Source organism: Aquabacter sp. DMC10 (assembly GCF_056314145.1).
In genome coordinates this window covers 1,038,641-1,050,193 of the sequence record NZ_JBQUYX010000001.1, presented here as the reverse complement: position 1 = coordinate 1,050,193, position 11,553 = coordinate 1,038,641, and the positions used below count along the sequence as shown (strand labels likewise).

The window sequence follows — 11,553 nt, the reverse complement described above, 5'->3', positions numbered from 1 at the left end:
GTGTAAGCGCAGCAATGCGTTCAGCTTACCGGTACTAATCCCTCGATCGGCTTGATCGTTCCCATCCTCGATGTCCATACACATCGACACACTCCAAACGACCAGCTTCATTTGATGTCCTTCGCCGGCCTGGTGGCCATTGCGAGGAGCCTGTACCCGATCCCATCCCGAACTCGGCCGTAAAACTCCTCAGCGCCAATGGTACTTCGTCTCAAGACGCGGGAGAGTAGGTCGCTGCCAGGCCTGCAAAGGACATCAAAACTCTAGAAACGATACCCAAACAAAAACCCCCGGCCCTCGAAAGAGAGCCGGGGGTTTTTGCTGTCAGGGGCAGAAAAGATGGGGGGAGGGCGCCGATCCCTGCGGGGCGCGCCAAGGCCGGGCCCTCCCGCCTTCCCGCCGGCCCCAAGCCCATGCGCACCCTCATTGCCCGCGCCCCGCGCCAGGGTGATAGACTGCCCCCGCGGTGACACCGGCCGATCGGACGGACCCGCGCCCACCGCCCGGACGGATCCATGCGCGCACGGCAACTCGAAGTCTTCTGCATGCTCATGCGCTGCGGCACCGTCACCCGGGCGGCCGCCATGCTCAACATCTCACAGCCCGCCCTCAGCCAGATCCTCCTCCATGCCGAGGACCAGCTCGGCTTCAAGCTGTTCGACCGCGCGCGGGGTCGGCCTCCGGCATCTCACCTGCGGCCTCCCGTCCCCGATAAGAGGTCTGCCGGATTGCTGCAAAGAGTTGTATTAATTCGGCATCAATCCGAGTGCTACAGACGTTCCACGCATCCTCTCTGAACGTAAGGTCACCATGTCGCGCGCGCTCATCGGTTGTACCGGCTTCGTTGGCACGAACCTGCTGGGGCAGGCGCGCTTCGAGGAGCAGTACAATTCAAGGAATATTCAAGAAATATGCGGCAGATCTTTTGACATCGCGGTGTGCGCGGCCGCGCCCGCCACCATGTGGCTGGCCAATAAAGATCCGGAAGCGGACCTGAAAAACATCCAGAAGCTATTGGACTGTCTGTCCACCATAAAAGCCGATCACATGATCCTCATCTCCACGATTGCGGTCCTTGATCGGCCTGCGGCGGGGCTTGATGAGGATACAGAAAGCTTTGAGGCGGAAAAGGCATACGGTCGGAACAGGAGGTATTTGGAGGGTGAGGTCGCCAGGTTGTTTGCGCACCCGTTGATCATCCGATTGCCAGCGCTTTTTGGGGTGGGGCTGAAGAAAAATTCAATATTCGACATGATGAACCCCATTCCGTCTTTTCTTAAACCGGAAAAGTTTGAAGACCTCATGGAGAGCTTGCCAGCCGAAAACGCGGCGCGGATGGCCCGTTCCTACGAGTTTAGCGAAGACACGAGGATGTACGTATACCGTCGTGATGCGTTGACGTCCTCCGAGCGCTCAGCAATTGCAGATGCACTTTTCGACGTGGGATTTACCGCCCTCAATTTTACACATGCCGACAGTGTGTACCAGTACTATGATTTGTCCCGGCTTTGGTCCGACATCTGCCTGGCTCTTGAGCACGAATTGCCCTTGGTGCATTTGGCGCCGGAGCCAATGGGAGCCGCGGAAGTCTATTCTGCCGTCGCGGGGAAGCAACTGACGGCGCGGACGGCGCCGCTCTACCGAGAAGATATGCGAACGCGCTATTCCTCCATCTGGGGAGGGCCGCCCGGATACATTCAGTCGAAGGCGGATGTGCTTGCGTCCATCAAGACATTCTGCGCCGAAGCGGGCCGCACATGATATTGGCTGCTTCAAACATCGCCTGGAACTGGGACCAGCGCCTCGAGGCGTACCAGTTGCTTCAGAGCGCTGGATTTACGGGCCTGGAGATTGCGCCCGGCTTGTTCCTCTCCCCCGACTTTGGTCGCGGTGAGCTGTCCGACAGCTTCATTGCCGAGCGCCTTTCGGAGGTCAGCGCATTCGGCCTGACGCTGGTGTCTATGCAATCGCTGCTTTTCGGTGTCGAAGGTGCGGCGCTGTTTGGAGACCGGGACGAGGTTGGCCGATTTGTGGACGGCATGGGCCGTGCCATTCGGCTGGCGGGCCGCCTTGACGTGCGCAATCTTGTTTTTGGCTCGCCGCGTCAACGGGTGGTGCCGGCCGGCATGGCGTGGCACGACGTGCGTCAACGGACGGCGGACGTGTTTGGCCGGCTCGGGGACTTGGCTCTTGAGAACGGCGCTGTCATCGCGCTCGAGCCGAACCCGGCTCAATACGGGACCAACTTCATGGTGTCGCTCGAGGACACGCTGGCCATGGTGGATGATCTCAGCCATCCCGGCATCACCCTCAACTTCGATACCGGCGCCCTCCACATGGCCGGGACCTATGATCGCGTCGCGGAAGCCGTGGCCGCGAGCTGCCATTCTATTTCGCATGTCCACGTGAGCCGTCCCTTCCTGGAACCTGCGCCGTCTTCCTCGGACGAGGGGCTCGACCTTCTGCGCGCCCTCAACACCGTGGGCTATTGCCGGGCTGTTTCCATTGAGATGAAGGCGGTTTCGGGGGACGAACTGGGGGCGCTTGGTGATGCTGTCCACCGGCTCGCAAGGGCGGTTCTGGCTGCGGGGCTGGGACAAAACGGGGAGGACGCGCCATGAGCGCCGGCCTAGCCGCGGTGCGTGAGGACATCTTTGTCTCCTTGTGCTTTCCAGAGACGTTGAGCTGCGCATCAGATGTGGCCGTGGTGGAGGAGGCGTGCCGGCAAATCTCCGCTCGGTTCCGCTATTTTGAAGTTCTGCTGATTGCGCGGATGGATGAACCAGAAGAGTTTTTGTCCCTTTGCCTATCGCGTTGCCCGAACGTTCGAATCATCAAAGTCCGCGGGACAAGGCGCCACTATGCCAGCCGCGTGGTTGCTGCCAACGAAGCCATTGGTGATGTGGTGGTCATAACCTCGTTGGCGGAGGCTGGTGTCCTCGATCTGTCGGCCATGATTTCAACGGCGGCGGACAAGAATTCCGTCACCGTTTTTACCAGAGACCAGCGCAGCTGGACGAGCAGTCTTCTTCAGGTTCTGGGTTCTGCCAGTCGGTTCCGGATTTCGTCTGGCGACATGCGGACCATCGCCATCCCTCGGGTATGGATGGGGCGGATCCTTGCTCATCCCCAATATAACCTTGCGCTGCGCTTCCCGCCTCTCGGGCAGGGATTGCCCATTATTCACATTCCCGCGCCTGTGCTCAAACCCGTGATAGGGAGCGATGCCACATTCTGGCGCCGCGTCGGTCTTGCGTATCAGCTCTCGGTAAACGCCGCTCCGGTTGTTCTGATCGGTGTGGGGTTGCTTTCGGGCTTCGTGATGCTTGGGGCGGTCGCTTACGTCATCTATGCCATCGGTGTGGTCATATTCGCCAGCCACGTTCAACCAGGCTGGTTCACAACCACTATTCTGCAGGTCGGCACCATTGGATATCTGGCCCTGGCCGTGCTTGGCCTGTCTATGGGGTTGCAGAAGCTTCTGGAGCACCTGGAGCCCCAAGTTGCTGATACAGTTGTAGAAGAAGTCACGAACACCAATCTGCCTTCGGACATTCATGACCTGAACATCGCCATCGAGATCGGGCACGCGGACGCACCCCTCCCCAAGGATGGGACCTCGCCAGGGGCGGCATCGGCATGATGGACACGCGTGACTACGATTATGTTGTCATCGGCGGAGGCTTTTACGGCTGTTGTCTCGCCTTGTTCCTGCGCTCCGTATCCGCGAAGGTCCTCCTGTTGGAGGCCGAGGACACGTTTCTCACCCGGGCATCCCGGGTCAACCAAGCGCGTATCCACTCCGGCTTTCATTATCCACGCAGCTTCGTGACTGCGGCCCGGTCGGCGGCGCTCAGCGACCGATTTGCCAAGGATTTCCCGGAGGCCGTCGTTGACGACTTCCAGATGCTCTACGCCATCGCTCGCAGTCGCTCAAAGGTATCCGCAGGTCGGTTCCTTCGCATGTTCAGGGATTTGAACGCCTCCCTTCGGCCGGCGCGTGACATGGAAGCGGCGCTCTTTGACCGGACGATGGTCGAAGAGGTGTTCGCCTGTCGAGAGTTCGCCTTCGACTATTCGGTGCTTCAGTCCGTTCTCGCCGAACGCATCGATCATAGTGGTATTGATGTCCGAACGAAGACATCCGTTGTCGGGGCCATGGATCGGCTGGACGGAGCTGTGCTGCACCTTTCCGACGGCAGTGCCGTCCGGGGGCGGCGCGTATTCAATGTGACCTACGCCCAGATCAACAGCATACTGCGGATGGCTGATCTGCCCTTAGCCCCGGTTCGGTATGAGTTTGCTGAAATCGCCTTGGTGGAGCCGCCGCAGGAATTGGTCGGCTACGGCATCACTGTCATGGATGGGGCATTCTTTTCGGCCATGCCCTATCCTGCGAGCCAGCTCTATTCCCTTACTCATGTGCGGTATACGCCGCATGCCAGTTGGCTCGACGGAGACCAAACTCTATCGGCATATGCGATCGGCGACCGCATGCCACGCGAGAGCTACGCGCGACATATGATCCTCGATGCAAGGCGATACTTGCCATGCATGAGCGGCGCTCATCACATCCGCTCCATCTACGACGTCAAGACAGTGCTCTTGAAGAATGAGCGGGACGACGGTCGACCGATTCTGTTTCAGCGCAAGCCTGATAACTCCAATATTACATCGGTAATGGGCGGAAAAATCGACAACATCTACGATCTTTTCATGCTTTTGAAGCGCGAGGGCGGTGCCTTCAAGCACGCCCATGACGGCTTCATCTTGCCGCGGTCCGACCGGGAGCAGCGCGCGTAATGCTTGCGGCTGTTCCTTCTGTGATCCGCTTCGGACTCGTCATTGCGTGTGGCCTGGCGCTTGATCTCGCAAGCGCATGGTGTCTTGCAAACATGGTGGGTCTGCCGCTTGAAATCGCAGCCGTTGCAGGTTTCGGTGTTGGCGCAGTGTTCAACTACGTCTTGCACGAATTCTGGACCTTTCGCTCGGACGCCAGCGGCTTATCTCTGCGCAGGTTGACGCTATATGTTGCGTCGACGGTGGCGGTCCTGGGAGTTCGTGTCGGCACCATTGCCGTGCTCTCCCTCTTCATCCAGGGGGCCATGGGTAGCCTTATTGTTTTGGCCAGCGCTGCATGCGTGTCGTTCTTTGTGAATTATGGGCTTAGCCGCGCGCTGGTCTACCGCGGTGCGCGCGGGCACCGTTAGGCGTGGCGATGCGCCGGGATCATACGATCCTTTCTCCATCCGGCGGCTGCTGTTCAGGCATCAAGGGGGGCTCGGGGGACACGATGCAAATGCCTGCGAATGCAGGAATAGCTGGTTGGGCGGGGTGGGTGCACGGCTTGCCGATCAAGGTCATCTGCCCTAATCACGCTCCGGTGCGGTGGGGCAGGCCTTGCCCAAGAGGGTTTGTGCAATGACGTCCGACGCTGAATTGTCTGTGCAGAACTGGCAGGTGCCGGCCAGTCAGTCGACTGTCTTCGGTCCCAAGCGCCACCGGCATCTCCTGGTCATTCCCGTCATCAATGAGGGAGAGCGCATCCGCAGGCAGTTGCGCGCCATCGATGAAGCCTCCGCGCCAGTGGATGTGGTCGTCGCTGATGGGGGGTCCACGGATGGCTCATTGGATTCCGACTTCATTCGGTCGGTGTCCTGCGTTCGAGCGGTGCTGACCAAAACCGGCACGGGCCGTCTGAGTGCCCAGCTGCGCATGGCTTATGCGTGGGGCCTCGTCGAGGGATATGACGGCATCGTCACGATTGATGGCAATGGCAAAGACGGCGTCGACGCCATCGCCCGCTTTTGTGCCAAACTGGACGAGGGCTTCGATTATGTTCAGGGGTCCCGCTATCGCCCGGGCGGTAAGGCCGAGAACACTCCCTTCGAGCGGACCATCGGTAATCGATTCATCCATGCGCCGCTTATGACACTGTCTGGGCGCCGGTTCTTCACGGATACCACCAACGGCTACCGGGCCTACTCGCGCCGCTATCTGATGGACCCCCGGGTTGTGCCGTTTCGCGACGTCTTCATGAATTATGAGCTGCTGTTTTACCTGACTGTTCGGGCCGGTCAGCTTGGCTTTCGCGTCTGCGAAATTCCCGTGACGCGCACATATCCGAAGGGTCAACCCACGCCCACGAAGATTCGCGGGAGCGGCGCAAAGATGGCAGTGTTGCGTCAGGCCCTCGAGGCGGCGCTTGGTCGTTTTTCCCCGCCAACGGTCCCGCGAAACGGAGCGTGACCGCTTTGCGCCTTGCGGCCTAAAGAGGTCGGAGGTTCCGTTCAAGTTCGGCGCCCTGGTCCTTGTCAGGTGGAGCGCCGCCTCCCGGCGAGATTGCCTCGCCCCCTTGGGCCGACAAAGCCGCGCGTCTTAGGAAGCTACACGCATGCATCGCTCGCCAGCTGTTTTGATTGCAGCGACAATATTGGGCCTGATCGTAGCGGCGTTCCTGGTGATTTCAGCGAACCAACCTGTCACTTTGCTCGCCCATGCCGTCCATGACGACGCACTCTACATGGCGCAGGCTCGCACCCTCGCCGCTGGTGAGTGGATGGGCACCTACAATGACCGCGCCCTGGCTAAGCCCCCGGGCTTTCCCCTTTTTCTCGCGGCCCTATATGAACTGGGACTTCCTTATTCGATCGGCGTTGCTCTCTTCAAAGTTGTTGCGGCCCTGGTATGCGCCGCCGGGATCTGGCGCCTGACACGCGCCATGTGGATTGGTGTCGCTGCCGTTCCGCTGCTGCTGTTTCACCCTCAGGTTTTTTCGGTTTTCCGAATCCTTCGAGAGTCCATCTATCCGTCCCAAGTCTTGCTGTTCCTCGGGATTATCTTGCTGAGCTTCCGCTCGCGCTGGCAGGTGTCGGGGTTTCTGGCTGCGGGCGTCGTGTTCGGCTGGACCTGGATCACGCGGGAAGAGGGAATCTGGATGATTCCCGGCGTCATCGTCCTGTTGCTGGCCTTGTCCAACGGGTTGCGGGCATTGCCTGCTCTGGCCGTGGCGTTCGGCATCGGCGCCGTCTTCCTTCCTTTAACCGTCGGTGCCTTGAACCAGAAAATCTATGGAAGATGGACCGTTGCGGAGATCGGCGACAGCGACTTCGTCGCGGCAAACTCGCGTCTGCTCAGTGTCACGGACGGCGGCCAGAAGAGCGGCGTCGGAGTGACAAAGGCGTCTCGGGAAGCCATATACGCCGTAAGTCCGACCTTTGCGACGCTCCGACCTATTATTGAGGCGCCAGGCTACTGGCAGTTTGGATGCGATCCGAGGCCACAGACCTGTGGAGAGATCGCGAACGGTTGGTGGCACTGGGCCTTGCGGTGGGGAGCATGGCAGGCCGGCTATCACGCAACACCGGCAGCCGCCGCAAAATTCTATCGAGCGGTGGCTGACGAGGTGGGAGCGGCCTGTGGCGATGGTCGGCTCCATTGCATCTGGCGACCGGTCGGTCAGCTGCCAACCATCCTTGTCTCCGATCTTGCGAAGATCCCGCCGTATTTTGGCAGGCTCGTCGAGCGCCTTTTCCTGTTTCGCATTGACTTCCCGTTGGTCATGCCCAGTGCAGGTTCGCAACCTGAAATGGATGTGATGCTCGCTCAGCTCAATCGGCCCTATGCCTTCCAAGCTGCCGATTACAAGCCCGTGTTCCTCGCGCCGGTTCAGGCCGCGCGAGGCTCGGCAATTGCTATCATCGACCGGCTCAATCCCCTCTACAGGGGGGGGCTTTATGTGCTGACCTTGGCCGCGCTCGGAGGGCTGGTCTATGCCATCAGGCGGCCGGCCGCGTCGCGAGACTGGCGCATCCTTGGGGTCGTTGCGGCGCTGGCGCTGTTCGTCGGGTGCCGCCTATTCCTGCTCTCGCTCGTGGGCGTGACAAGCTTTGCCACCGATGGGTTTATGTACATTGGTCCGGCGATGCAGCTCTTTGCGTTGCTTCTCCTTCTCCTGGCGGCCGGTCTTGTTCCCCGGCCCATGCCCGTTCCTCCTGGCGCACCGGCCCATGAGGCCGGCACTGCATTTGAAAGGCGAGCGCTCTGGCGAGACAGTGCGGCCGCGGGCATGCTCTGCCTTATGGTGGGCCTGGCGTGCTGGGCATTGTTCTTGTCGCAGCACGCCCGCTGAGGTCAGGCCTGGTGCTTGTACGCGGTGGCGCCGTGCGAGACGGAACCGAGGGCGTTGATACGCCCGCCTTCAGCGGCGCAAGCGCTCCAGCACCGCGACGGAGGGATACCCGTCGGGTAGCATCCCGGCGCGGATCTGGAAGTCCTGGACGGCCACGCGGGTCTTCTGGCCGAGAATGCCGTCCACCGTACCGATGTCATAGCCGCGCTGGACCAGCAGGGACTGCAGTTCCGCCCGCTCGGTGCGGGTCAGCGCCCGTTCGTCCGGCCAGTTCTGAGCGAAGGCCCCGCCGCCCCGCAGGCGGTCGGACAGATGGCCGATGGCAAGGGCGTAGGCGTCGGCGGGATTGTACTTCAGGATGGCCGAGAAGTTCGGCAGCATCAGGAATGCGGGGCCCTTGGCGCCCGCCGGCAGCAGAAGGAAGGCGGTGTCGTTGCCACGGGGAAAGTCCCGCCCGCCCGGCCGCTTGATGCCAAGAGAGGCCCACTGGCCCAGCGTCATCTTGCGGGAGCGATCCACATAGCGGTAGTCGAAATTGGCCGGCAGGACCACCTCATAGCCCCAGGTCCGTCCGAACTCCCAGCCATCCAGCTTGAGATTATTGGCCGTGGACGCGATGACGTCGGGGATGGAATCCACCACGTTGCGCTTGCCGTCGCCGTCGAAATCCACCGCGAAGCGTTGGAAGGACGTGGGCATGAACTGGGTGGGTCCGAAGGCACCGGCCCAGGACCCCTTCAGATGGTCCGCAGGGACGTCGCCCTTTTCCAGGATCTGCAGGGTGGCGATGAATTCGTCGCGGAAAAACTCCTGGCGCCGGCCGATGCAGGAGAGCGTCGCCGTGGACCGCAGCACCGAGCGATTGCCCATGCCGGAGGGACTGCCGTAGTCGGACTCGATGCCCCAGATGGCCGCCACCGCATAGCGGTCCACTCCATAGGCCTTTTCCACCTGGTCGAAGATGGGCTTGTATTTGGCGAGGATTTCCTTGCCCCGGGTGATGCGACGTTCGCTCACCAGCATGTTCACATAGTCGCCGATGGGCTTTGAGAATTCCGGCTGCTGGTCAAGGAAGTCCATGATCTTCATGTCGGGGGTAAGGTCCGACGTATAGCGCTCGAAGGTGCGGCGCGAGACCCCTTTGGCCTGGGCCAAGGGCCACATGCCAGCTATGCAAGCACCGAAATTCGCTTCGGCCGCGGCGATCGCCTGCGGCGTCATCAGCGGATGGGTGGATCGGCTGGGCGCCTGCGTCGGGGTCGCGGGCGGATCGAAGATGGATCCCGTCACCTGCGCGCAGGCGCCGGCCGCGAAGCTTCCGGCCAAGACAGCGCCGAACGCGGCAATGCGAAGGCTGCGGGTGATCGTGTCTGCCATGTGCGCCTCGTCCCGGCGGCCAGGCCGCCACATCTGGTGCCCCGCCGGCCTCCGCGCGCGCCTCTCCGGGTTCGCCACGCTGGAGGCCGGGGCGGTGGCCATGCCCCAACCTGCGCCCGCCCCGGTCTGGAGGCGGGCAGCTCGCCCCTAATGGGCCGTGAATATGGTTGCGCCGCGGTTAACGCCGGGCAAGTTTGTGGGATCAGAGGCGCGTCTTGTCGCGCGTCAGGCGCGCCCTGTCAGTTGCGCTCGTCCGGCAGCACGGGGAGGGCAAAGACCTCCACTTCCTCCTCCTTCAGCGTGCGCACCTCGTCGGGTGTCGCCTCGCCATAGATGGAGCGGTGCTCCACCTCGCCCTGGTGCATCTTGCGGGCGAGGTCCGCGAATTGGTCGCCCACATAATCGGCCGTGCTGGTCACATGGTCGCGCACGGCCCGCAGCAGGCGGCGCAGGTCGCGCTCGGGCTCGGACATAAGGGCCATCTGTTCCGCCGCGGGCATGGCTGCGGGGGCAGGGGAGGAGGGCTCTCCGGCTGTCGCGGGCGGGCGCGGCGCCGCGGCCCGTGGCCGGTCGGTGCGGGCGACGGAAGGTGCCATCACCGCTTTTTCAACCGCGACGCTCCCACAGCTGGGACAGGCGACGAAACCCTGCGCCTTCTGCTTCTCATAGCTATCGGAGGAGGGAAACCAGCTCTCGAACGTATGATCCTTGTCGCACCGGAGCGTATAGCGAATCACGTGGGCGCTCCCACCAGGTGCAGGTGGCCGGCCGGCCGGCCCTCCGCCATCTCGAAGCGGCGGCCGTGGCGCAGCGAGGGAATGCGCTGGCGCACCGCCTCCACCTCGGCCATGTCCAGCTCGGCGAGAATGACGCCCGGGTCGCTGCCGCCCTCGGCGAGCACGCGGCCCCAGGGGTCGATCACCAGGGAATGGCCATAGGTCTCCCGGCCATTCTCATGCCGTCCGCCCTGGGCGGCCGCGAGCACATAGGCACCGTTCTCGATGGCGCGGGCGCGCAGGAGGACGTGCCAATGGGCCTCACCCGTGGGGCGGGTGAAGGCGGCGGGAACGGTGAGCACCTGCGCGCCCGCTTCCGCCAGCGCCCGGTAGAGGGCGGGGAAGCGCAGGTCGTAGCAGATGGTCATGCCGAGCCCGATGCCCTCCACATGGCCGAGAACGGCGCGCTCGCCGGGCTTGTAGGCGGTGGATTCGCGATAGCTCTCGCCATTGGCCAGATCCACATCGAACATGTGGATCTTGTCGTAGCGGGCGGCGATCTCACCGTCGGGCGTAATCAGGAAGCCGCGATTAACCGCCCGCTGCTCGGACACCTTCAGCGCCAGGGACCCCACGTGCAGGTGGATGGACAGGCCGCGCGCCAGCTCGCGGAAGGCCGCGAGGGTGGGGTCACCCTCCTCCTCCTTCAGGTGCTCGAACAGGACTGCGCGGTCGAGTTCCATGAGGTTGGTGGTCTCGGGCGTCTGCACATACCGCGCCCCCGCTTCGGCAGCCTGCCGGATCAAGGCGCTGGCGATGTCGATGTTGGCACCCACATCGCGGCCGGTGCGCAACTGGACGAGGCCGACGCGCAGGGTCTGGGAGGAGGCTGAGGGGCTCATGGGATCTCGCAGGCTTGGCGTATCTTCGATCAGTCTAGATCAGACGCCGATCCGATGGCACCGCAATCGGATCGTGTCACGCGTTCTCGATCTTGCATCCCAGGCGCGGGAAGGGGGCCTCGACCGGCTCGGCCTCAGGCGGCGAGCGCGTCCAGCTTGCCTTCCCGCTCCAGGGCGTAGAGATCGTCGCATCCGCCCACATGCACGTCGCCGATGAAGATCTGCGGCACGCTGGTGCGCCCGCCGGCCTTCTGGGACATGTCGGCCTGACCGGCGGGGTCGGTGGTCACGTCGATTTCGGTGAAGGTCCACCCCTTGCGGCGCAGCAATTCCTTCGCCGCGTGGCAATAGGAGCACCAACTCTTGGTGTAGATCACGATGGGTTTCATAAAGGCCCCTAGAGCGTGAGCGACCCGGCCTGCGGTGC

11 protein-coding genes, 1 rRNA gene and 1 pseudogene are annotated in these 11,553 nt (G+C 62.4%); 9 read left to right on the top strand and 4 right to left on the bottom strand.

The window, feature by feature from the left end:
• Positions 1-128: 128 nt before the first annotated feature.
• The 9 genes and pseudogenes from rrf to ACT54L_RS04780 all read left to right on the top strand — a co-directional run bounded on the left by rrf (position 129) and on the right by ACT54L_RS04780 (position 8,131).
• A 5S ribosomal RNA gene (gene rrf / locus ACT54L_RS04820) occupies positions 129-243 on the top strand.
• A 272-nt stretch (positions 244-515) separates the two neighbouring features.
• A pseudogene (locus ACT54L_RS04815) lies at positions 516-677 on the top strand (helix-turn-helix domain-containing protein); the annotation flags it as partial.
• 133 nt (positions 678-810) lie between these two features.
• On the top strand, positions 811-1,761 hold the full coding sequence (locus ACT54L_RS04810; protein WP_476084388.1) for an NAD-dependent epimerase/dehydratase family protein: 951 nt from the start codon (positions 811-813) through the stop codon (positions 1,759-1,761).
• Entirely contained in the window at positions 1,758-2,621 is an 864-nt protein-coding gene (locus ACT54L_RS04805) for a sugar phosphate isomerase/epimerase family protein (protein WP_476084387.1), read from the top strand. Before ACT54L_RS04810 ends, ACT54L_RS04805 begins: the two co-directional genes overlap by 4 nt.
• Entirely contained in the window at positions 2,618-3,643 is a 1,026-nt protein-coding gene (locus ACT54L_RS04800) for a hypothetical protein (RefSeq protein ID WP_476084386.1), read from the top strand. Before ACT54L_RS04805 ends, ACT54L_RS04800 begins: the two co-directional genes overlap by 4 nt.
• Positions 3,640-4,803: an FAD-dependent oxidoreductase gene (locus ACT54L_RS04795; protein ID WP_476084385.1), complete on the top strand. Its 1,164-nt coding sequence runs from the start codon at positions 3,640-3,642 to the stop codon at positions 4,801-4,803. The genes ACT54L_RS04800 and ACT54L_RS04795 overlap by 4 nt, the downstream gene beginning before the upstream one ends.
• Positions 4,803-5,210: a GtrA family protein gene (locus tag ACT54L_RS04790; protein WP_476084384.1), complete on the top strand. Its 408-nt coding sequence runs from the start codon at positions 4,803-4,805 to the stop codon at positions 5,208-5,210. Before ACT54L_RS04795 ends, ACT54L_RS04790 begins: the two co-directional genes overlap by 1 nt.
• A gap of 211 nt (positions 5,211-5,421) precedes the next feature.
• Positions 5,422-6,249 (top strand): glycosyltransferase family 2 protein, encoded by an 828-nt coding sequence (locus ACT54L_RS04785; protein ID WP_476084383.1) that lies wholly within the window; start codon positions 5,422-5,424, stop codon positions 6,247-6,249.
• Between the two features lie 145 nt (positions 6,250-6,394).
• Positions 6,395-8,131 carry a glycosyltransferase family 39 protein gene (locus tag ACT54L_RS04780; protein WP_476084382.1) on the top strand — a complete coding sequence of 579 codons (1,737 nt, stop codon included), beginning with the start codon at positions 6,395-6,397 and terminating at the stop codon, positions 8,129-8,131.
• 69 nt (positions 8,132-8,200) lie between these two features.
• Here the strand turns inward: ACT54L_RS04780 and ACT54L_RS04775 are convergent, their stop codons facing one another.
• The 4 genes from ACT54L_RS04775 to grxC form a co-directional block, all read right to left on the bottom strand.
• Positions 8,201-9,457, bottom strand: a complete 1,257-nt coding sequence (locus ACT54L_RS04775; RefSeq protein WP_476084418.1) for a lytic murein transglycosylase — start codon at positions 9,455-9,457, stop codon at positions 8,201-8,203.
• A gap of 290 nt (positions 9,458-9,747) precedes the next feature.
• A complete protein-coding gene (locus ACT54L_RS04770; RefSeq protein ID WP_476084381.1) occupies positions 9,748-10,245 on the bottom strand; it encodes a DUF1178 family protein in 498 nt (165 codons plus the stop codon).
• Positions 10,242-11,126 carry a carbon-nitrogen hydrolase family protein gene (locus ACT54L_RS04765; protein WP_476084380.1) on the bottom strand — a complete coding sequence of 295 codons (885 nt, stop codon included), beginning with the start codon at positions 11,124-11,126 and terminating at the stop codon, positions 10,242-10,244. The genes ACT54L_RS04770 and ACT54L_RS04765 overlap by 4 nt, the downstream gene beginning before the upstream one ends.
• 134 nt (positions 11,127-11,260) lie before the next feature.
• Positions 11,261-11,515: a glutaredoxin 3 gene (gene grxC, locus ACT54L_RS04760; RefSeq protein ID WP_476084379.1), complete on the bottom strand. Its 255-nt coding sequence runs from the start codon at positions 11,513-11,515 to the stop codon at positions 11,261-11,263.
• Between the last annotated feature and the right edge of the window lie 38 nt (positions 11,516-11,553).